The organism is Kangiella geojedonensis (assembly GCF_000981765.1).
Taxonomy (GTDB): domain Bacteria; phylum Pseudomonadota; class Gammaproteobacteria; order Enterobacterales; family Kangiellaceae; genus Kangiella; species Kangiella geojedonensis.
Window position 1 is genome coordinate 1,673,136 of the sequence record NZ_CP010975.1, and the last position, 20,895, is coordinate 1,694,030.

General features: G+C 42.8%; 20 protein-coding genes and 1 tRNA gene. 5 read left to right on the forward strand and 16 right to left on the reverse strand.

Features of this window, described 5'->3' with window-relative positions; translation table 11 throughout:
• Positions 1–67 precede the first annotated feature (67 nt).
• Positions 68–481, forward strand: a complete 414-nt coding sequence (locus tag TQ33_RS07490; protein WP_046561500.1) for a hypothetical protein — start codon at positions 68–70, stop codon at positions 479–481.
• Positions 482–489: 8 nt separating this feature from the next.
• Here the strand turns inward: TQ33_RS07490 and recJ are convergent, their stop codons facing one another.
• Entirely contained in the window at positions 490–2,202 is a 1,713-nt protein-coding gene (recJ, locus tag TQ33_RS07495) for a single-stranded-DNA-specific exonuclease RecJ (protein ID WP_046561501.1), read from the reverse strand.
• A gap of 92 nt (positions 2,203–2,294) precedes the next feature.
• On the opposite strand from recJ, the gene TQ33_RS07500 reads away from it, so the two are divergent.
• Complete coding sequence (locus TQ33_RS07500) at positions 2,295–2,663, forward strand: Mth938-like domain-containing protein (RefSeq protein ID WP_071841105.1); 369 nt, start codon at positions 2,295–2,297, stop codon at positions 2,661–2,663.
• Positions 2,664–2,711: 48 nt separating this feature from the next.
• Here TQ33_RS07500 and TQ33_RS07505 read toward each other — a convergent pair whose 3' ends face one another.
• From TQ33_RS07505 to ffh, 8 genes are all read right to left on the reverse strand, one after another.
• On the reverse strand, positions 2,712–3,545 hold the full coding sequence (locus tag TQ33_RS07505; protein ID WP_052735243.1) for a thioredoxin fold domain-containing protein: 834 nt from the start codon (positions 3,543–3,545) through the stop codon (positions 2,712–2,714).
• 155 nt (positions 3,546–3,700) lie between these two features.
• Positions 3,701–4,627 carry a site-specific tyrosine recombinase XerD gene (gene xerD / locus TQ33_RS07510; RefSeq protein ID WP_052735244.1) on the reverse strand — a complete coding sequence of 309 codons (927 nt, stop codon included), beginning with the start codon at positions 4,625–4,627 and terminating at the stop codon, positions 3,701–3,703.
• A 177-nt stretch (positions 4,628–4,804) separates the two neighbouring features.
• Positions 4,805–5,161 carry a 50S ribosomal protein L19 gene (gene rplS, locus TQ33_RS07515; RefSeq protein ID WP_046561503.1) on the reverse strand — a complete coding sequence of 119 codons (357 nt, stop codon included), beginning with the start codon at positions 5,159–5,161 and terminating at the stop codon, positions 4,805–4,807.
• A 55-nt stretch (positions 5,162–5,216) separates the two neighbouring features.
• Complete coding sequence (gene trmD / locus TQ33_RS07520) at positions 5,217–5,972, reverse strand: tRNA (guanosine(37)-N1)-methyltransferase TrmD (RefSeq protein WP_046561504.1); 756 nt, start codon at positions 5,970–5,972, stop codon at positions 5,217–5,219.
• 19 nt (positions 5,973–5,991) lie between these two features.
• Complete coding sequence (gene rimM, locus TQ33_RS07525) at positions 5,992–6,507, reverse strand: ribosome maturation factor RimM (protein ID WP_046561505.1); 516 nt, start codon at positions 6,505–6,507, stop codon at positions 5,992–5,994.
• 23 nt (positions 6,508–6,530) lie between these two features.
• On the reverse strand, positions 6,531–6,782 hold the full coding sequence (gene rpsP / locus TQ33_RS07530) for a 30S ribosomal protein S16 (RefSeq protein WP_046561506.1): 252 nt from the start codon (positions 6,780–6,782) through the stop codon (positions 6,531–6,533).
• A 330-nt stretch (positions 6,783–7,112) separates the two neighbouring features.
• Entirely contained in the window at positions 7,113–7,511 is a 399-nt protein-coding gene (locus tag TQ33_RS07540) for a hypothetical protein (RefSeq protein WP_046561508.1), read from the reverse strand.
• A gap of 62 nt (positions 7,512–7,573) precedes the next feature.
• Positions 7,574–8,968, reverse strand: a complete 1,395-nt coding sequence (gene ffh, locus TQ33_RS07545; RefSeq protein ID WP_046561509.1) for a signal recognition particle protein — start codon at positions 8,966–8,968, stop codon at positions 7,574–7,576.
• 283 nt (positions 8,969–9,251) lie between these two features.
• Here ffh and ccsA point away from each other — a divergent pair, with 283 nt between their 5' ends.
• From ccsA to TQ33_RS07560, 3 genes are read left to right on the forward strand one after another with little or no spacing between them, the layout of a single operon-like run.
• Complete coding sequence (gene ccsA, locus TQ33_RS07550; protein ID WP_046561510.1) at positions 9,252–9,986, forward strand: cytochrome c biogenesis protein CcsA; 735 nt, start codon at positions 9,252–9,254, stop codon at positions 9,984–9,986.
• A 20-nt stretch (positions 9,987–10,006) separates the two neighbouring features.
• Complete coding sequence (locus tag TQ33_RS07555) at positions 10,007–11,290, forward strand: HlyC/CorC family transporter (RefSeq protein ID WP_046561511.1); 1,284 nt, start codon at positions 10,007–10,009, stop codon at positions 11,288–11,290.
• A gap of 8 nt (positions 11,291–11,298) precedes the next feature.
• Positions 11,299–13,788, forward strand: coding sequence for an efflux RND transporter permease subunit (locus TQ33_RS07560; protein ID WP_046561512.1), 2,490 nt, complete (start codon positions 11,299–11,301; stop codon positions 13,786–13,788).
• A gap of 59 nt (positions 13,789–13,847) precedes the next feature.
• On the opposite strand, the gene TQ33_RS07565 is transcribed toward TQ33_RS07560, so the two are convergent.
• The 7 genes from TQ33_RS07565 to TQ33_RS07595 all read right to left on the reverse strand — a co-directional run bounded on the left by TQ33_RS07565 (position 13,848) and on the right by TQ33_RS07595 (position 20,798).
• Positions 13,848–16,862, reverse strand: a complete 3,015-nt coding sequence (locus TQ33_RS07565) for an immune inhibitor A domain-containing protein (protein ID WP_169745466.1) — start codon at positions 16,860–16,862, stop codon at positions 13,848–13,850.
• The gene (locus TQ33_RS07570; RefSeq protein WP_046561513.1) at positions 16,859–17,140 is read right to left on the reverse strand and encodes a hypothetical protein; all 282 of its coding nucleotides are present in this window, start codon (positions 17,138–17,140) and stop codon (positions 16,859–16,861) included. Before TQ33_RS07570 ends, TQ33_RS07565 begins: the two co-directional genes overlap by 4 nt.
• Before the next feature lie 262 nt (positions 17,141–17,402).
• Entirely contained in the window at positions 17,403–18,602 is a 1,200-nt protein-coding gene (locus TQ33_RS07575) for a DUF4785 domain-containing protein (RefSeq protein ID WP_052735246.1), read from the reverse strand.
• Positions 18,603–18,611: 9 nt separating this feature from the next.
• On the reverse strand, positions 18,612–19,466 hold the full coding sequence (locus TQ33_RS07580; RefSeq protein WP_046561514.1) for a lipase family protein: 855 nt from the start codon (positions 19,464–19,466) through the stop codon (positions 18,612–18,614).
• A gap of 448 nt (positions 19,467–19,914) precedes the next feature.
• Positions 19,915–20,001, reverse strand: a tRNA-Leu gene (locus TQ33_RS07585).
• Positions 20,002–20,106: 105 nt separating this feature from the next.
• The gene (locus TQ33_RS07590; protein ID WP_046561515.1) at positions 20,107–20,322 is read right to left on the reverse strand and encodes a helix-turn-helix transcriptional regulator; all 216 of its coding nucleotides are present in this window, start codon (positions 20,320–20,322) and stop codon (positions 20,107–20,109) included.
• A gap of 5 nt (positions 20,323–20,327) precedes the next feature.
• The gene (locus tag TQ33_RS07595) at positions 20,328–20,798 is read right to left on the reverse strand and encodes a hypothetical protein (protein WP_046561516.1); all 471 of its coding nucleotides are present in this window, start codon (positions 20,796–20,798) and stop codon (positions 20,328–20,330) included.
• Positions 20,799–20,895: the final 97 nt, after the last annotated feature.

Below are 20,895 nucleotides of genomic sequence, written 5' to 3' on the forward strand. Positions count from 1 at the left end.
CTAATCTGTTAATTTGTTATTGATATTGACTGTATTTCATCCAACCAGGTTCAAACAAGGAGTCACCATGAAACTGCTGAAGCTTCTCACTATCGCCACTATTTCCACTATAATCGGAACTGGCTGTGCCAGCATCAAGCCGGCCGAAATTGATACCAAACTATCTCAATGGCAAGGCAGCAACATTGATACCGTGATTCAAACCTGGGGCGTACCTACCGCCGATCGTGAGATCAACGGCAAGAAATATGCCGAATGGAATACCCGCGAAATAAAAAATCGTCCATCTTTCAATATTGGCGTAGGTGGCTTCGGTGGTAATTTCTTTGGCAGTATTGGTACTACCTTGTTTGGCGGAAAGAAGGATCTATATTGCACAGTCCAAATTGGCTATAACGATGAAGGCACAGTCACCCAGAGTAACTGGAGTGGTGATCCTGATGCCTGTGACTCGGCTATTCCTGAAAGAGTGGACTCTTAAATTTCATTCTACACAGGCTCTAGGTGAGTAATAATCAGCTGTAGCTCTTTTTGGTAATAATCATTAATATCCGGTCGAAACACAGCTCGTATATTCGATACTGGCTGTGACCACTGAACAGGATCGACTCTGAAAGCAATTGCTGAAATAGGTTTCGGGCACCCTTCTTTTTCTAGAGTGAGTTTTAAATGGTTCTCCCCAACGATTCGTTGATTTAACACTTTAAACACATCATCGAAAGCTGGCTCAGCAAAGCCTTGTCCAAAGGGCCCTGCTGACGATAGAAGCTCAGCGCTTGCTAATTGATACTCTTGTGGCATCAAGGCTCCATCCGTTTCTACCACATCCTCCATAATACTATCGCCTAAAATCTGCTGTACAGCATCGTCAAAAGCACGCTTAAAGTCTTCAAACTTATCTTTGCGCAATGAAAGGCCTGCGGCCATGGCGTGACCGCCAAACTTATCAATAAGTCCGGGTTGCTTCGCATCTACCAGCGCCAAAGCATCCCTAATGTGAACTTCTTTTACCGAACGCCCTGAACCTTTAATGTACGCTTCATCAGCATTAGCAAACACAATACAGGGGCGATAGGTTCTTTCTTTTAAACGTGAAGCCACTAACCCGACTACCCCTTGATGCCAGTGAGGTTCATACAAACACAAAGAGACTGATTGCTCTTGGTTATCAAATGACATCGATTCAATTTGGGCCAAAGCCTCATCCTGCATTTCTTGCTCAACCTGTTGTCTGTCCGTATTCAAACTATGCAAAATCTGTGCATACTCTATCGACTTTTCCTTCGACTCGCTTAGCAAGCATTCGATCCCTAATCCCATATCATCAAGACGTCCAGCAGCATTAAGTCTTGGGCCAACCGCAAAACCCAGATCGGTCGATTTAATTTTTGACGGATCTCGCTTAGCCACTTTAAGTAACTCTAAAATTCCTGGGCGGCACTTCATTGCACGAATAAGCTTTAATCCATGTTCAACCAAAATTCGGTTATTTTTGTCTAAAGGGACAACGTCTGCAACGGTACCTAAGGCGACTAAATCTAAGTAATGAGCTAGATTGGGCTCTGTAACACCAGAAGAGTCAAACCATTGTTTTTCCCGCAGTAAAGCACGAAACGCCAGTAACACATAAAACACCACACCAACACCCGCTAAGTTTTTGCTGGGAAATTCATCGCCGGGCTGGTTGGGGTTAACAATAGCATCGGCCTGTGGCAGTTCATCACCCGCTAAATGGTGATCCGTTACCAACACTTTTATTCCAGCCTCTTTGGCCGCTTCGACTCCCGCTATACTGGAGATACCGTTATCGACTGTGATAATCAAATCTGGCGACATCTCTTTTGCCACCTCGACCAACTCGGGCGACAAACCATAACCATAATCAAAACGGTTAGGAACCAAGTAATCCACCGTCATGCCTAGGCGAGACAAGACCAGCTTGGCTAAAGCACTGCTGGTGGCTCCATCTGCATCAAAATCACCAACGATTAAAACTTTTTCCTTACCAACTAAGCTTTGCCACAGCAACTCGGTCGCTGAATCAATGCCGGTAAGGCTATGAAAAGACTCAAGCTTTGATAATTGATAATCGAGTTCCTCAGCACTTGAAATACCGCGATTGGAGTAGATTCTATTGAGTAAACTAGAATCGGTAAGTGCGTGTTCAGTATTAGAAGCTCTACGACGGATGTTTAATGGCATAAACTCAGGATCTGTTACATTTCTGGTTGCCCAACGTTATACTGTAAATAACACTTTGGTGCAAAATAAACCCCAAACCACTTCTGGACATTATGGATATTTCTTTAGACACAAACGCTGGTGATTTTCAGATTCGCTCTTACAGGGATCGAGCTATCTTGATTAATGCTCGTGAATACAGAGAGCCTTTGACGCTATCACTCAACAAACTCGATCAGCACTCGTTACCTGAGACGGTGGAAGCCATAACCGTTAGTGCGCTAAAAGAACTTAAGATACAAGACTATGAAGCGGTATTGCTAGGAACAGGTCCTGAGCTCATTCAGCCGTCGTGGGAAATTATCGAAGCGGCGCAGATGATGGGAGCGCCTTTAGAGGTCATGTCGACAGGAGCTGCATGCCGTACCTTCACCATTTTATCCAGTGAAGGTCGACAAGTTCTAGCTATCTTGTATCCCTAACGTAACGTAAAGCTACACGCGAATAAGCTAGGTGTTGTGAGAGCAGAATTACTTATTGGCAACGGTTGACGGATTACCCAATTCATTTAAGCGACGATTCAAAACTTGCGCTGGCAGATAGCCACCAATCAAGTCGCCATTCTCTAAAATGATTCCAGGTGTACCGTTGAGACCAAACTTTCTCACTAGAGCCATATGCTCTTTAAAAGGCGTCTTGCAGTTGCCATTACGGTACTTGTTACGGATTTTTGCATCAGTCATTGCCGTTTGCTGATCACTAGCACACCAAATTCCACGTAACTTATCCGCAGACTTAGAGTCTAGACCCGCTCGAGGAAATGCTAAATAACGTAGCGTGATACCTAAGTCGAGGTAATCTTGGCGCTCTCTATGGAGCTTTTGGCAAAAGCCGCAGTCCACATCGGTAAAGATGGTAATAACGTGCTGCTCATTAGGCGCTTTATAGACCACCATACTACTTTCGTCTAACTTATTGATCTCTGCCATACGCATCGGCGATTCTTTCTTTTGAATTTCCGCCATGCGCTCGGACGACAAGTTGCGAACTTTGGGCGTTGAGATATCAAGCATCTGACCTTTTAATAGGTACTTACCATTATTAGCAATGTAATAAAGGTCACCCTGAAGGACAAATGAGTATAGGCCATCAATTTCAGAGGGCGCGATATGTTGAATACTGGCCGATGGGAATTTAGCCTGCAATAACTGTTTAATCTGAGCTTTGTTAAGAGTGTCGACCTGCTTAAGGCTTTTAACATTCGGCATTGCTTTAGTAGCTTCTTTAGTCGCAGCTTGGGAGCCAGCAGCTAATAACAATGAACCTAACAGTCCGATAAATAGCAATTTGCTAAGATTTTGCATAAGTCTGGAGTTTCTTCTTTGAAGGATTAATAACCATAGCATGCGATTGTAGCTTATCCTAATCAACCGCTTCTATCCCGTATAGCATGTATTTTAGCCATGCCAATCAGTCAAAAGTAAGCCGATTTACAAAGATTTACATGCTTTTGTAATGTTCAACCTCGTGGGTGATGCTCCGAGTGTAACTGCTTTAAACGTTCTCGAGCAACATAAGTATAGATTTGTGTAGTCGATAAGTCGCTGTGCCCAAGCAACATTTGCAAAGTCCTCAAGTCGGCTCCATGATTCAATAAATGTGTCGCAAAAGCATGGCGTAAAGTATGTGGCGACAAATGCGTTCGTATTCCAGCGGTTTTCGCATAGTGCTTAATTCGGTACCAGAACGTTTGTCGAGTCATTTTTGAACCTCGGGTACTGAGAAATAGCCAATCATTGGTGTCCTCGGTGGCAAGCTCAGGCCGACCATGCTTCAAATAAAGTTGTATCGAAGACAAAGCCTCTTCACCGATTGGCACTAGCCTTTCTTTGTCTCCTTTACCGATAACTCGCATCACCCCTTGAACAAAACCGATTTGGTTGACCTCAACGCTAATCAACTCAGTAATACGCAACCCACTGCTGTATAACAACTCAAGCATAGCCTTATCACGAAGCCCAAGTGGCGTCTCAACGTCAGGCTGCTCTATCAGTATTTCGACATCCTTCTCACTCAGCGACTTAGGGACAGGAGGTTGTATTTTGGGATTTTCAATCTGCTGAGTTGGATCGACTTTTAAACGGTGCTGCTGACACAAGTAACCATAAAATTTACGGAGAGACGATAATAATCGTGCTGTTGAACGGCCGCTGTACTGTTGCTGGAAGCGGTAAGCTAAATAAGCTTGAATATGAGTTTGCTCAACACTGAATAAACCTGAGTTTTGCTCCTTTAACCATCCAGCGAATATTTTAAGATCAGTTCGATAGCTGGATAACGTTGCGTCAGACAACCCCTGCTCCATCCACACGTGATCGCAGAACAGTTCAATTTCTCTGATGTCCTGTTCAGAAGCCTTGCTTTTTTTTCGTCGTTTATCAGCCAATAATATATACCCGCAATCAAGTTATTTACAGATTACCTGAAGCGTGAATGTTGCGAAAGCAGAATCACTGTCGTACCTCACTTTGATTATACTGACTCCTTTATTTTAGCCACAAAAAAAGTCTAGCCACAAAAAAAAGCAGCCCGAAGGCTGCTTTTTAGTTCTGCAATAAAAAACTTACTTTTTAACGTCAAGTCTTTCTTTAATACGTGCAGATTTACCACTACGCTCACGCAAGTAGTAGATTTTAGCTTTACGAACGTCACCACGACGCTTGATTTCAATGCTTTCTACTAATGGGCTGTAGGTTTGGAATGTACGCTCAACGCCAACACCTGAAGAAATTTTACGAACAGTAAAAGCAGAGTTTAAACCGCGGTTACGCTTAGCGATAACAACGCCTTCAAAAGCCTGTAGACGCTCACGGTCGCCTTCTTTTACTTTAACTTGCACAATTACTGTGTCACCAGCACCAAAAGTTGGCACTTCTTTATTCATTTGTTCAGCTTCTAGCTGTTGGATGATGTTACTCATGGCTGTTGCTCCTCATTTGAGCGTTTGCTCTGTCAAAATTAATCGTTGCGAAAAGCTAGTTATCACTATGCTCTTCAATAAATTCTTGCAAAAGTTGCTGTTGCTCGTCGTTAAGTTTAACTTGCTCCAACAAATCTTTGCGTCTTAGCCAGGTTCTCCCCAGAGATTGCTTCAGCCTCCAGCGACGAATTTTCTCGTGGTCGCCAGTTAGCAATATGGGCGGGACCTGCTGACCTTCGTAAACTTCAGGTCTTGTATAATGTGGGTGGTCTAATAAACCCTCCACGAATGAATCTTGCTCCGCGGAATCTTGATGTCCAAGAACTCCCGGCAAAGTTCGAATCACTGAGTCCATCACAGCCATAGCTGCGACTTCCCCACCGCTAAGAACGAAATCTCCTAGGGAAATTTCTAAATCGATTTCCGAGTCTATAACGCGTTCATCGATGCCTTCATAACGGCCCGCGACAAGAAGCAAATGTTGCTTCTGCGCTAAACTTTTAACCAGTTGATGGTCTAGCTTTTTCCCTTGCGGTGATAAGTACACCTTAAAAACAGGTTCGTTTTCGCTTATAGCCATAGTGCTTTCAGCGTAACGAATGGCTTCCGTGAGTGGTGCAGTCATCATTAACATGCCTGGGCCACCACCATACGGCCTATCATCAACAGTTCTGTGCTTATCCTGAGTAAAGTCACGCGGATTCGTTACCGCCACATTGACTTTCCCCTGTTTTATCGCACGCCCTACGACACCTTGCTCGCAAATTGCTTCGAACATTTGCGGAAAAAGGCTGATGACTTGAATATTCATCAATGCCTTTGCATCAGTGTTAATAGTCGGACTCCCAATCCACGAGCATTTTACCCGCTTTGAGATCAACGCTGATAACGCTATAATCCAGTACATAAGGAATCAGTAGTTCTTCACCTTTCGGTTGCTTCACTACCAACACATCATTTGCACCGGTTTCCATCAACTTTTTCACTTGCCCTAACTGCTCTCCGGCTTGATTTACGACGGTTAATCCAATCAGATCCCGCCAGTAAAACTCACCATCATCCAGCTCAGGCAGTTGCGATTTTGCAATCGCAATGTCTACACCGTGGTAACTTTCGGCTTGGTTTCGATCATCACAGCCTTGCAGCTGAACCACCAAAGTTTTGCCTTGCTCACGACCATTTAAGATAGCAGTTTCCTGCCACTGACCATTAAGCTTTATATACCACGGCTTATAATTAAGAATATTCTCTTTAGGCGACGTAAAAGAGTACACTTTTACCCAGCCTTTAATGCCATAAGCTCCATTTAATTTACCGACGATAAGCGGTTCAAAAGCTTCAGACATCAATCGTATTCTTAATTAATCGCTTACTCAGCTTTAGCTGCAGCTTCTTTAATCAATGCTGCTGCGCGTGGCGTTGCTTTTGCGCCTTCACCGATCCAGTGCTGGATACGGTCGTTGTCCACACGTAAACGCTCTTCGTTGCCACGAGCAACTGGGTTAAAGAAACCTACGCGCTCAATGAAACGACCATCGCGACGTGCGCGAATATCAGCAATTACCAAGTGGTAAAAAGGACGCTTTTTAGAACCACCACGTGCTAAACGGATGCTAACCATACGTTTGAATCCTCTAATATTAAATACAAAGTACCCCGAAGCCCCCTGCTTTAAGGCGCTTTCGAGGTTTACAAATTTTTAAGAGCGCGAATTTTACATGAAATCACGCCCATTTGGAAACCGTTTTTGCCAATATATCCAATTATTTCGGGCTTTTCGCCTGAATTTCCGTTTTTTAACGAGTCAAGGGTATCAAATAGCAAAACGAGCCTAATTATAGCAAACTCTATAGCTCTAATTATAGAGACAACGCCTAGCAGCCATACTATAAACACAAAAAAAGCGACTAAGGCGTGGCCTTAACCGCTTATAAAATCAATAAGTTAGATTTTATTGCTGGTTTGGAGAGCAGCTCTTGGCTTTTTCAGGATCGATACCATGCTTTTCAGAAATACCGTTCGCACAGTTTTCCATTTCAGTATTTAAAGCATCACGTTCTTCTTCGCTCATACCTTGTGCAGCCATCAGCTGACTGAAATTTGGGGCCATGCATTTGTTAAGTATGCCATCCATCATCTCGTTACATTCAGCTTGAGTTACTTCCATGCACGATAGCATTTCTTTATCTTCGCATGCCTTTGCCATTTGCTGCTTCATCATCTGCATCATCATAGCTTCCATACCAGCAGCCTGTTGTGCTTGTGCACTTTCAGTGCCCTTGTCTTCAGCTTGTGCCGTAACCGACATAGCCAGTAGAGCAGTACCAGCAAATAGTCCAAGTAATTTCATAGAATTCTCCAATATTGAAAGTTTAGTCGCCAGATTCTAACTAAATTAACTTCAAGTACAACCTATTTCCGGCCAAAAGGAGGCATGCCTCCCATTCCACCACCGCCAGGAGGTGTCATTCCTTGCATGCTGCGCATCATTTTCATCATGCCTCCCTTGCCTTTCATCTTTTTCATCATTTTCTGCATCTGGTTAAATTGCTTCAACATGCGGTTAACGTCTTGAATTTGTGTCCCAGAGCCGTTGGCTATACGCTTCTTGCGTGAACCTTTAATCAGTTCGGGGCGAGCTCGTTCTTTCGGCGTCATCGAGTTAATCATAGCCACCATACGCCCGGTCGATTTGTCATTCATGACCTTTTGCTTCGCCGCTTCAGGAATTTGTCCCATGCCAGGCAGTTTATCCATTAAGCCAGCCATGCCGCCCATATTGCTCATCTGTAATAACTGTTCACGAAAGTCTTGCAGGTCAAAACCTTTGCCTTTCATGATTTTCTTAGCAACTTTCTCAGCTTTAGTTTTATCGACTTTACGCTCGACCTCTTCAATCAAGCTTAAAACGTCGCCCATGCCAAGAATACGAGACGCGACGCGCTCAGGGTGGAATGGCTCTAACTGATCCAGCTTTTCGCCCATACCGATAAACTTAATCGGCTTACCGGTAATTTGGCGGATCGACAGAGCCGCACCACCTCGAGCATCACCATCGGCTTTGGTTAAGATAACACCGGTTAAATCCAAAGCATCATTAAATGCTTTAGCCGTATTCGCAGCATCTTGACCTGTCATCGAGTCGACTACAAACAAAGTTTCTGTTGGCTCAACCGTTTGCTGTAATTCGCTGATTTCGCTCATCATCGCTTCATCAACCGCTAGTCGACCTGCCGTATCGATGATGATGACATCCATAAACTGCTTACGTGCTTCTTCGATTGCATTTTTTGCAATATCGACTGGCTTTTGCTCAGTGCTACTCGGGAAGAAGGTCGCCCCCACTTCTCCGGCGACTGTTTCCAACTGTTTAATCGCTGCAGGACGATAGACATCGGCGCTGGCGACCATCACCGACTTCTTCTCACGATTAATTAATAAGTGAGACAATTTACCAGCACTGGTAGTTTTACCCGCACCTTGTAAACCTGCTAATAGAATGACCACTGGTGGTTTAGCGTTCAGGTCGAGTGCATCATTTTCAGCACCCATAGCCTTAACGAGCTCATCATTGACCACTTTAATGAAGGCTTGGCCTGGATCGAGCGCCTTACCAACTTCAGTGCCGACGGCACGCGTTTTAACGGCAGCAATAAAATCTTTAACAACCGGTAACGCTACGTCAGCCTCTAATAAGGCCATACGGACTTCGCGCAGGGTTTCTTTAACGTTATCTTCGGTAATCTTGCCCTTACCAGTCAGGTTTTTCAGGGCTCCAGAAAGGCGATCACTTAAATTATCAAACATTCGCTATAACTCACTCATAAGTTTTAAGTCAGTGGTCTTTATTGTATTTAGCCTCTATCGAGGCCTTAGAACCCACTTGAAATTTGACGATATTTAAAATTATGAGGCATTATAACGAATAAACAAGAGGCATGTGCCACTATTTATCGTTAGAACCGCTTGTTAACGCGCTGTTTTCCTCTAAAATAGCCCTTAGAATCGACTGATAATTATTTACAATAACGTGACTCTCATTTTTCAAGTTATAACTGGACTCGCCTATCTTGGTCTCGCACTTTTTTTAATGCGTCGCATCAAGCATCCTGAGCAACAGGTTCCTGACTGGGGAAAATGGTTACCATTGATTCCTGCCGCCCTACACTTATTCACGGTTTACCTACTGATTGACAATAGCAGCGAGTCGGGACAGAACTTGTCTTTGCTTAACCTTGTATCCTTGATTACTTTAATCTTAGTGTTACTGGTGGCGATCTATCGCTTTAGCAAACAAACGCCTCACTTAATGCTATATACCGCCGTGATTGCTGGAATAATCAACTGGTTATCCATCATTCCTGAAGAGCCTAATATCGTTAACTTCAGTAATAATGGATTGGGCGTGTTGCATGTATGGCTATCGATTATCGGTTTTAGTTTATTATTAGCGGCAACATTACAAAGTATTCTGGTGTTAGTTTTGCACAGTAAACTTCGCCATAAACCTTCAAGTATTCATCCTTTACTTCCTCCATTGCTAGAGATGGAAGGCTTCTTATCCACTCTAGTGCTATCCGGCATCATTAGTCTTGGTATCGCGTTCGGCTTGGGCTTTGGCCTTCCTGAGTCCGTGATTAAAGCCCAACCGCTCCATAAAATCATTTTATCGCTACTGGCTTGGTTCAGCTTCTGTACATTTTACTTGGGGTATAAGAGCTCAAAGCTAAGCGGTATACGTTTTGCCCGACTTTGCATCATTGCTTTTGTTATTTTAAGTGTAGGGTTCATTGGTACCAAGCTGGTTATCCAGTACATTTTATAAGAACAATACGGAGTTAATTCTTGGAATCATTGTCAACTGGGACCTTATTCTTAATACTGGGTTTACTGATTCTTTTGTCAGCGTTTTTCTCCAGTTCAGAAACCGGCATGATGTCGCTCAATCGTTATCGCTTAAAACACCGAGCTCGGAGTGGTGATAAAAGTGCTAAGCGAGTCTATGAGATGTTAAAAAGGCCGGATAAGTTACTAGGGCTCATTCTGCTCGGCAATAATATTGTCAATATTCTTGCCTCAGCCATTGCTACCGTTATTGCAATTCGCTTTTGGGGCGAAGGTGGCATTTTTGCAGCAACATTAATGCTCACTGTGGTGATACTCATATTTGCTGAAGTCACTCCTAAGACACTGGCTGCGCTGAATCCAGAAAAGATTTCATTCTTCGCTGCGCCAACATTGAAGTTGTTATCAACCCTATTCCACCCTGCCATTAAATTAATCAGTATTTTAGCCAATGGTTTACTGAGGTTGTTTGGCGTGAACTCAAACTCTAGCCAAGATGACCACTTAAGCCAAGAAGAACTCCGTACTGTGGTCAATGAAGCGGGAACCATGATACCGCGCCGTCACCAGAAGATGTTGCTCAGCATTCTGGACTTAGAAACGGTTACCGTGGATGACATCATGGTGCCTCGAAACGAAATCATAGGCATCGATTTGAATGATGATATGGATTATATCCTCGAGCAAATCCGTAACAGTATCCATACCCGGCTACTGGTCTTTCGAAGTGAAATCGATAATGTTGAAGGTTTTCTACATGCGAGGAATTTTGGACGAGTATTGGAAATGGAGTCCAACTCATCAGAAGGTATCTTGGACCATTTAGACCCAATTTACTACGTACCAGAAGGCACGCCGTTACATACTCAACTGATGAAGTTTCAACGTAAGCGTGACCGTATCGGTTTAGTTGTTGACGAGTATGGCGACATTGAAGGTTTAGTCACACTGGACGATATTCTTGAAGAAATCGTGGGTGACTTCACGACTGAGATGTCGAGTATTAATAGAGATATTCAAAAAGATGGCGAAGATGCTTACTTAATTGATGCCACGGTGACCATTCGCGATCTCAATAAAACCCTTGAGTGGGAGTTGCCGACGGAAGGGCCTAAGACACTCAATGGTTTAATCACTGAATACCTCGAAACGATCCCGCAGTCTGGAACCTGTTTGCGGCTTTATGGTTACCCCATAGAAATTCTACAAATTAAAGATAATATCGTTAAAAGCGTACGCGCTATGCCAAAACTCTATGCGCCGCCTAGCGATGAACAAAACTAGGACCAATAATGACCCAACACAAAGAAAACCTTTTCTTTACACTGTATAAGAAAACTGTCCTTGACCACCCTTTGGTCAGTCTCATTATTGTTATATTGCTTACTGTATTAGCTGCCAGCCAGCTGCATAAATTCAGGCTAGACGCCTCAGGCGAATCGCTAGTCTTAGAGAGCGACAAATCCCTAGATTATTACCGCCAAGTCAATAAACAGTATGGCTCAGATGACTTTCTCATTATCACCTGGCAACCCCACCAGGGGTTAATGAGCGATGAGTCAATTAACGGCTTAAAGTCATTAACTCAAGACCTTAAAAAAATAGATACCGTTTCAACTATCAACAGTATTTTAAATGTGCCGTTAATTGAAGGATTAACCTTAGACACCGATGCTCTTGGTGAAGAAATACCAACCTTACAAAGTCCGGGCACCGATCGAGAAGAAGCATTAAACGAATTTACTTCAAGTCCCATCTATCAAAACTTGCTGGTTGGCGAGGATGGGGAAACCAGTGCGGTTCAAATCAACTTTGAACGGGACGAAAAATACTTTTCTCTACTCGAGGCTCGTGACGAGCTTCGCGCTAAGGCAACTAACACGGAACTGTCTAACGAAGAGATTAAGCAGCTAGAGCGGTTAGAAAATCAATTTGATACTCATAGCAAGAAAGTCTCAGAACGCACGAGCGCTATTATTGCTGAAGTTCGAACCATCATGGAAGATTACCGTGATATAGCCGATATGCACTTAGGTGGTATATCGATGATCACTAACGACATGCTAACGTTTATCCAACACGACATTACGGTTTTTGGTATCGGCATTCTACTCTTTATCATGCTGGCTTTGTTTGTGTTCTTTGGCAAAGTTCGCTGGGTTGTACTGCCACTATTCTCTTGTGTGGTGACTGTCATCATGTTGGCAGGTCTTCTCAGTTTTTTAGACTGGCGCATCACTGTAATCTCTTCAAACTTCCCGTCTATTCTGCTGATTGTGATTCTGGCTCTAAATGTGCACCTTGCGGTGTACTATCGTGATTTCATCTCAGCTAACCCAGAGTCATCGCAAGAGCTTCGAGTTTCGTCGACGCTAAAAACCATGTTCTGGCCTTGTTTTTATACAGCCTTAACCACCATTGTCGCCTTTATCTCTTTACTTATTAGCGGCATACGCCCTGTGATTGATTTTGGCTGGATCATGACTATAGGTATTGTATTGGGCTTTATCATTACCTTTGTCATATTCCCAAGCTTTATCCAATTACTTAAGCAAGATACCCACACCAGTGGCACCAGCATTACTTACAAGATTACCAACTGGATCTATGGTTTTACCGTCAATTACCGAGTTGTCATTTTCTTTTTAACGGCTGGCATTATTGCTTTCAGTGCTTACGGTATTACTCAACTAAAAGTCGAAAACCGTTTTATCGACTACTTCAAGCCAAGCACTGAAATCTATCAAGGCATGACGGTTATCGATCAGAAACTCGGCGGCACAACACCTCTTGATATTGTGATTGATAAGGGTGAAGAGCAGTCTCTAGTAGCGGATGATGAATTTGAAGATGAATTCGGCGATGAATTTGATGCAGGCATTTATGATGCTGGCTACTGGTTTACAGGCGCGAAGTTAAAACAAGTCGAGCGCATTCACGACTTCATCGATAACCTAGAAGTTACAGGTAAGGTTCAATCCATTGCCACCTACTCAAAAGTCTTAGAGAAGATGAATAATGGTGAATACCCTGATGAACTGACACTAAGCTTAGTGCACCAAAAGACGCCTGAAGAAGTTCGCTCAGTGTTGATGACGCCTTATCTATCGGAAGATGGTGATCAAACACGAATCAACATTCGTGTTCAAGAAACGAATCACGACTTAAAGCGTGCAGAATTGATTAACACCATCAACGACTACATCGTAAACGAAGAAGGTATCGCACAAGACAAAGTGCACTTCACTGGAATGTTAGTGCTTTATAACAATATGTTAGAAAGCCTTTTTGATTCTCAAATCAAAACTATCGGGGCAGTATACCTCGCCATTTTGCTGATGTTCCTAGTCCTATTCCGCTCACTAATGCTAGCGATTTTAGCGACCATTCCTAACGCCCTTTCCGCCGCGCTGGTCTTAGGGATTATGGGCTGGATGGGCGTTCCTATGGATATGATGACCATAACAATCGCTGCTATTGTTATTGGTATTGCGGTCGATAACTCGATTCACTATGTTCATCGCTTTAAAGCTGAGTTCCAGAAAGATTACAACTACCTAGATACCATGAAGCGTTGTCATGGCAGTATTGGTAAAGCCATTTATTATACTGGGGTCACTGTTATTTTTGGCTTCGCTATTTTAGCCTTGTCCGAATTCATACCGTCTATTTACTTTGGATTACTCACAGGGCTGGCAATGGCTGTAGCACTCTTTTTAAACCTCACTCTGCTTCCATTGATGCTCATAACCATGAAACCTCTTAAAGCTCCAAGAACTTAGTTCATAATTTACCCATAAAAAAAGCCGCGAATATCGCGGCTTTTTTATTACATTTAGAACTAACCCTTACGACGTAGCATAACACCCGATGCTAATAGCAAAAGTAATAGTAGATTTGTGCTACCACCACCGCCACTACTTGCTGACGACTTTTCTGCAACCGTAATAGATTTACTCACAGTTATTTCAGCTCCTGTGCCGTCAGTTATCGTTAACTCAACATCATAACGTCCAGCTGAAGCAAAGGTATGGTTAGGGTTAGTGCCCGTAGCGCTGGAACCGTCACCAAAGTCCCATGAGTAAATATAACTGCCATCACCACCATTAACGCTGGAGCTGAAGTTAACGCTTAACCCATCTATAGAGGTGTTGATAGCCGCACTCATCGCAACTACCGCTTGGACTGTTTTAGTCACTTCAACTTGTTGTTTATCGCTACTGGTAACAAGCAAGGTAACAGTGTATTCACTCGTTAAAGCATAAGTATGCTCACCAGTATCGCCACTAGCGGTAGTTCCATCACCAAAATCCCAAGAGTAAGTATAGCTAGGAGAACCACCGACAACATTGGTTGATACCGATAGTACCGCACCATCAACAGAGGTGACAATTTCAGCTGAAAGCTCATCAGCGATACTGACAGACTTTGATTCGCTATCTACCACAGCTTCACCATCCGTCACAGTTAACGTTACTGTGTAGACACCGCTTTGAGCATAGGTATGTGTAGGAGCTTCATCGGTTGAAATAACAGAGCCATCACCGAAATCCCACGCATAAGTGTAATTATTGTCACCACCGCTGGTATTGTTGGTAAAGGTTACTTGTTGATAATCGATATCAAAATCAAAATTAGCTTTCAACTCAGTTCCAGCTTTAGAGATTTTTACTGTAGCAGTGCTATTGTCAGTAGCCTGAGCAGTTACTTCAATTGATAACCCATGAGTAGGCAACACAAGTCCTGATTCAGGTTGCTCAGGTAATGAGTAATCTAAACTGTCATCAAACTTAGCTGTTGGTGATAAGTGTGAATCACCACTATAGTTCTTCTGAGTATATAAGCCGAAAGCTGCATCAATAACCTGTAACGTTGAGCTTGCTATTGTGCCATTACGCTTGACAGGATTTTGATCGGCATCTACAACCCCTAAGAAACCATGACCAGGATGCTCTTCAACTTTATTGTCAGAGTAAGACTCATCTGCAAACCAGACTACAACGCCAGGTGTGTACACAGTCTTCTTTAAACCTTCGTCTTGTCCTGCCTCACTGCGTAATTGAACCCAGTAATGTTGAGCTTTACCATCAGTTTTGTCGCTGACTCTCAAGAAACCTGCTAAGTTGAGACTGCCCTCAGTTTCGGCACCATCATTAAAGAAATCAGAACCATTGTTTAAGGCAATATCATCAATGACCAAGCCATAACCACCAACAGCAGGGTCTGTAACATAACGTACTTCGATAGATACTGACTGACCTGCGTATGCTGACATATCAAACGTTAAATCAACCCAGCCCAATGAACCTTCAGCACCCGAAATGTTTTTTGACTTGCCAGTAATGAAGTTAGTCACACTGTTATGGTACTGATTGTTTACCTTAGTGTGGTTTCCTGCAATAGGCGTGCCATTCACAAGAACTTGCGCGTAATCGTAATCGACTTCAATATCCCAGCGAGCCTTCATGCCTAAAGTGCTGTTACCTGAAGCTGGAATGTTTGCATCAAAAGATAGCTTGTTGTTTAGATAATGCCCTTCATCAGAGTAGTATTGGTATGAACCTGAATAGGGTGCAGCAAAGTCTACCTGTGGCTTCGGCATATCAATTCTGATTTGATTTAAGCCGTTGTGGTTCACCGCTTCTACTAAATCGAATGACTGAGCACCACTAGCCATAGTAGTGAAATCAATGGTTTGCTCATCAATCCAGTTACCACCAAATAAAGACTGGAAGTAGGCACGAGCATAAGGACTAAAGCCTGTCGGTTGAGTCCCAGCAACATCTCCAGCCCAGCTTCCGCCAGCCATCACTGACCAGTAAGCAACTGGGGAGCCTATTGCAGAACCCGCAATATCATATTCATCGGGCACACCTAAATCATGGCCGAACTCATGCACTACAACCCCTGTAGCGGCATCAATCGGTTGAATCGTGTAGCCAAATAGTTTCTTTCCAGTGCCAGGAACTGTATAGCCATTTGTATTAGTGTCTACAAAGAAACGGTGTGACCAAATCGCATCATCACCTAAATTGCCACCACCAGCTTCTTCCCCGATACTAGAATGGTAAACCATCACATGGTCAATAATACCGTCTGCTTCATCTACGTTGCCATCACCGTCTAAATCATAAGGATCTTCGATATCATAGTCCGCTAGATTGATGCTATTGGCAGCAACGGCTTTAGTGACCGCCTCTTTAATCAAGGCAGGTACATTTTTATCGTTATCATTGTTGTCCGCATCATTTTCACCATAATGCTTAGCATTATTATCAGCAGTAACCCAACCAAAAGTTTGGCCTGTAAAGCTGAAAGTCCCACCTGACTCATTTTGATAATACTGATACCCTGACGTGAAGTTTTGCCCGCTTGGCCCCGTAAATCCTGTCGTCGAGAACATTAAGTCCTGATAATGAGAAACAGGATATGTGCTGTAATACATATCAGTGTCAGAAGCAGTTAACCCATGAGCATCATGCTTTAGATCTGGAAAATCGATCAGTACTGCTAATACTTTAACGGTTTTATTATTGTCATTCTTTTGAGCGGCCAGCTTATTATTCTTATAGTTTGTATGTTGCTTTTGTAAACGTGCCAACTCAATCTTAGGCAAAGCAACCTTATTGCTACTGTACAATCCTTCTAAATAATTCTCCAAAGCAGCCTTGCGCTCTAGCTCCGAGGCGTCTTGACCAAGCTCACCACGCTTTTCAAGCCAGTACAAAATACGCTCTTCATTAACCAGTGCAGGATCTTTAGGTGTTATTTCCACTTGATTCTCAACAACAGCCGCACTGACGCTGGGGAGGAGCGCAGCGGCAAGCAAGCCAGATAAAAGCTTTATTTTCATCATTTCTTTCCTTTTACACATTTAATATAAGCAGAGTTCTTTTTATTAATATAGTCCCGAATAACCTGCTCTTTCTCAGGTCGGGTCATATCTTCAGTAATTAATCCTTTTTCCTTTAACACTGGCTCCAGCTTCCAAATATTCTGCGGAGGTGGAGGCGCGCTACATACAGGTTGAATCTTCTTGTCTTCTAATGACGGTGGGGGCGCCATCTGACTTTGTTGATTAGCACATGACATTACCGTCATAAAACTAATCATCAGCAATAACTTTCTATTCATTTATTAAAATTTTTTTCTACACGGTAGAGTATTGCAATCGAAGTAAGTCATATCTGCAAGCAATTAATGCTCCAGAAACATTTAGTAACATTTTGCTAAATTGTACAGAATTAGTACAAATAATGGTTTTTTTATGAGAATAATTCCCAAACAAGAGGCTACAGCTCAATATATGACGTAACTCATTGAATAAATTATAAAAAAAAGGAGAAGCATAAAAAGCTTCTCCTATTTACCATTAGGCTGTGTTATTTATCAATAATTAACGACTCATTAACGCCATTTGGTTCTGATCACGAAGTTCTAGCTGCTCTATATGATACGGTGCTGATACCCCTGACTGTTTCAACAACTTGGGATCGAACTTCATTTGGATAGCACCCTCTCCCGCAGCTAAGTTAGCAGCGCTATGAGTCATCATAACCGGAACTAAATTTCCGCTAGTGTCAGTGCCATAAAGAACGGCTCTGACTTCATAACGACCATCAACTTTAGCGTTGACTGGAATTGTCGCTACAGGCTTTTGTTTTTGCCCCGAGATGACTGGCTGTGCTGAAACTTTTGCAGTTTGATGAGCAAAAGCAAAAGGCAGTTGGCCGTTACGCTGAACTAGCTGTTCGCCCACTTTTACTTGAGCCTCTGTATGTAACTCCCACAGAGCTCCAGGTATTGAATGTGCAGACATATTCAATGGTTTGTTCAACGAGTACCCGTCTTTATCCTTTGTGAAATCAACCGCAAAAGTTTTACCTGTCGGAGAAACCAGCTGTCCTTTGATAGCAACGATACTCTCAACTTTACCTTGGTTGTAAACACGAGCATCTACTTTTAGAACCTCGTCATTAAGGTAATTACTTTTGTTTGCTGTTAAGTGCATTTCAGTATCACTGTTTTTCTCAAACACATTGATACGATACTTAGCGTGGCTTGAAACGCCCTTTTCTGCCTTTAACGAGAAGCTTCCCGCACCAAGACTATCATCAAACTTAAAGCCTGTAGTACCTTGCTGAAACCCCATACCATTCTTTTGCATGGCGTTACTGCTGACCAGCGTATCAAAGGCTTTACCTTGATGGTACAGCTGCCCTTTTGGGCTTTTAACCGTTAACTGTTGAGGCTCAAGAGCACTTTTTCCGTCGAAAGCAGAAATTCGAACCAACGCACCTTTAGCTGATGTCGTCAGCTGTACGCCAGACTTCAACTGTGCACCAGTAACGTCTTTCATGTACTGACGGCTTTGAATGTGCGACTGCTTCTGTGAAAAGTCTATCTCTTCAATGTTATTAACAGGAAAGCTATAGCTAACACTTTTTAACTCACGCTGGCTGCCTGGTTGCGCCGGCGTTGTATTTACAGGTACTCCTGTATATGAATTATCACGCTGTGACTTTGAGCTGGCATTATCTGCCCCTGCAACACCGCTCAAAGAAATGATCATAGAGGTTAATAATAAAGTCTTCATATCAGCTCCTTATATACGGTCGCGAAGGAATTTATCGAGACCAAAGCATTTGCGTCTACTTTGTGCGTGACTCAACGGCTCATCACCATACGTTTTACTGGTGTCATAAAACCATACAGACCCAGCGGCATTTTGAGAGCTGCAATTTAAGAACCCATCAGAACAACTATCCAACCAGTTCTGAGTAAATTCCAAACCGACGTTTTGAGAATAGCCACCGCAATAACTGTCGCTATCCCAGATCGCGGACTCAACGTCTGTGCCCACGACACTTCGGAATGGCTTCGGTAGTCCAGGTCGACCAGAAGTGCCATATAACCAATTAGCGTTGTAGCTCGCCATCCAAGCTTCTTGTTGCATGCGAACGGCATCGTTCTTATAACCTAACAACCAACCTAAAGCCGATTCGAACACATTACCATCGATAACGGCGTCAGCGAGTGGTGTTCCAGCGCTTGACGGCGCTAAAGCAATCACTTCATCGATTCTGTTGATAATATTCGGATAACGGCTATCCCACGTCGGGTTCGACATTATCCAGCGTGCGACATTACCACCGTTAGAGTGTGTTATGAGCGTCAAGCTAGTAATATTTTTTTGGTTGATAAATGTCGTTAATTGACCTGCTAAGCAACCTGCAGCGCCAGACGTCCACATATATTGCTCAAAATCGCAGTTAATGACAGTGTAGTTACTTGAGTTAGGAAGACCTTGAACAACGGACTGAACAAAGCTCCCCGTCCAATAATCGTTATAGGCATCGCTTTGACTACCCGTACCATGAACAAAAGCCACGCCAGTATTAGCCTGGCTCAGTCCAGTAAAAGTGAGTGCTGCAGTTAACAGCAATAGTTTTTTAAACATCGACTACCCCCATCGGTGCTATTAAGTGTTTTTATGTTTGTTTTCAATCTAAGCTTAACTTAATCATTAGAATAACTAAGCCGAATAGATTTATAGCATCAATATTTCTGAGTGTAAAAAACAGTAGTTTAAAACTAAAAACTATAAATCACACAGTAGAGTCAAACTGGAAAATGACTACAACTATTTGTTTTTATTAGTTAAATTTAAGAATTTCAAACGGATAGTTTTAAACGTTGATAAAGATTCAAACAGGGGTCAGTCTTATCAAGTTAAATATGACTTATTATTAAATGGATTGATAAGGTTTTTGGATGGCTATACATCTGGTACAACCAGCTTTGATGAACAGCTGTGAACTGGTTAACAAAAATAATTAGGGACTAGATGATATTTGAAGCGTAATTGGGAAGAAGAAGTTTTGAAACTAGGGACTCCCTAGAAAAGATGGTACCGGAGGGCGGACTTGAACCGCCACGCTCGCAAGAGCAACGGATTTTGAATCCGTCATGTCTACCAATTCCATCACTCCGGCACTTTAGATTACGCACTTTTAAGAAGCGATAACTCCCTAAAAGTGCGGGGCATTATAAACCAATAAGCTGTTTTTGCAATACTGTTAAATAGCTTTTTAGGCCATTTATTCTTCATCGTTGATCAGACTAAAAACATCTTCTACTGGGACATTAAAATAATTGGCAATTTTTAGTGCAATGATCGTAGAAGGTACAAACTTTCCGACTTCGATAGTACTGATGGTTTTTCTAGACACGCCAATCGCTTCTGCTAAATCACTTTGGCTCATTCTATGTTCCGCTCGAAAAACCCGAATACGATTATCAAGTTCAGGGTGCATCGTGTCTACTCCTCTAGTTCTTCGAGATCATCCTCACGCGTGAGCCAAAAAAAACTAATGCTGGCTGATAATACTGCTACGGCAAACAATAACACGAAATAAAATTTTAATGGCAGTCCCAAAGAGTCCAAATATTTTGCAGCGCCTAACAAAACAACCAGCGTTAAGGTTAAAGCAATCCAACCATTTTTAAAGCTGGCCAACATGGCCCCAGAAACAAAACTTTCAGGTTCATTCTTTACAAGAGTCTTGCCGGTTAACTTTTGCTTAATAACTGGCCATAAAGAGACAAAGGTTACTATTACGGTTAGTGCTGAGCCGATAATGGCTGCAAAGTCTAAAATCTCGTTTAAACGCCCCTTCTCTGTTAATGCTTCCCATAACAAAATCAAGTACGTAATACCACACACGAGCATCCCACGAGCAACGCCGGTCTGAACTCTATCCACTGTTTCTGCACAATTCTTTTGACTCATAACTGTCACTCCGTTTCGTTGAATCCAACATATAAGGAAAGTATCAAAAAGATACTTAAACATCTCTTTTTGACACCTTAGAGTTTCATTATGATAA

Bases quoted from the DNA above. Each gene is read 5' to 3' on its own strand.
- TQ33_RS07490 (WP_046561500.1), top strand. From the start codon at position 68: ATGAAACTGCTGAAGCTTCTCACTATCGCCACTATTTCCACTATAATC.
- recJ (WP_046561501.1), bottom strand. From the start codon at position 2,202: ATGCCATTAAACATCCGTCGTAGAGCTTCTAATACTGAACACGCACTT.
- TQ33_RS07500 (WP_071841105.1), top strand. From the start codon at position 2,295: ATGGATATTTCTTTAGACACAAACGCTGGTGATTTTCAGATTCGCTCT.
- TQ33_RS07505 (WP_052735243.1), bottom strand. From the start codon at position 3,545: ATGCAAAATCTTAGCAAATTGCTATTTATCGGACTGTTAGGTTCATTG.
- rplS (WP_046561503.1), bottom strand. From the start codon at position 5,161: ATGAGTAACATCATCCAACAGCTAGAAGCTGAACAAATGAATAAAGAA.
- trmD (WP_046561504.1), bottom strand. From the start codon at position 5,972: ATGAATATTCAAGTCATCAGCCTTTTTCCGCAAATGTTCGAAGCAATT.
- rimM (WP_046561505.1), bottom strand. From the start codon at position 6,507: ATGTCTGAAGCTTTTGAACCGCTTATCGTCGGTAAATTAAATGGAGCT.
- rpsP (WP_046561506.1), bottom strand. From the start codon at position 6,782: ATGGTTAGCATCCGTTTAGCACGTGGTGGTTCTAAAAAGCGTCCTTTT.
- TQ33_RS07540 (WP_046561508.1), bottom strand. From the start codon at position 7,511: ATGAAATTACTTGGACTATTTGCTGGTACTGCTCTACTGGCTATGTCG.
- ffh (WP_046561509.1), bottom strand. From the start codon at position 8,968: ATGTTTGATAATTTAAGTGATCGCCTTTCTGGAGCCCTGAAAAACCTG.
- ccsA (WP_046561510.1), top strand. From the start codon at position 9,252: ATGCGTCGCATCAAGCATCCTGAGCAACAGGTTCCTGACTGGGGAAAA.
- TQ33_RS07560 (WP_046561512.1), top strand. From the start codon at position 11,299: ATGACCCAACACAAAGAAAACCTTTTCTTTACACTGTATAAGAAAACT.
- TQ33_RS07565 (WP_169745466.1), bottom strand. From the start codon at position 16,862: ATGATGAAAATAAAGCTTTTATCTGGCTTGCTTGCCGCTGCGCTCCTC.
- TQ33_RS07570 (WP_046561513.1), bottom strand. From the start codon at position 17,140: ATGAATAGAAAGTTATTGCTGATGATTAGTTTTATGACGGTAATGTCA.
- TQ33_RS07575 (WP_052735246.1), bottom strand. From the start codon at position 18,602: ATGAAGACTTTATTATTAACCTCTATGATCATTTCTTTGAGCGGTGTT.
- TQ33_RS07580 (WP_046561514.1), bottom strand. From the start codon at position 19,466: ATGTTTAAAAAACTATTGCTGTTAACTGCAGCACTCACTTTTACTGGA.
- TQ33_RS07590 (WP_046561515.1), bottom strand. From the start codon at position 20,322: ATGCACCCTGAACTTGATAATCGTATTCGGGTTTTTCGAGCGGAACAT.
- TQ33_RS07595 (WP_046561516.1), bottom strand. From the start codon at position 20,798: ATGAGTCAAAAGAATTGTGCAGAAACAGTGGATAGAGTTCAGACCGGC.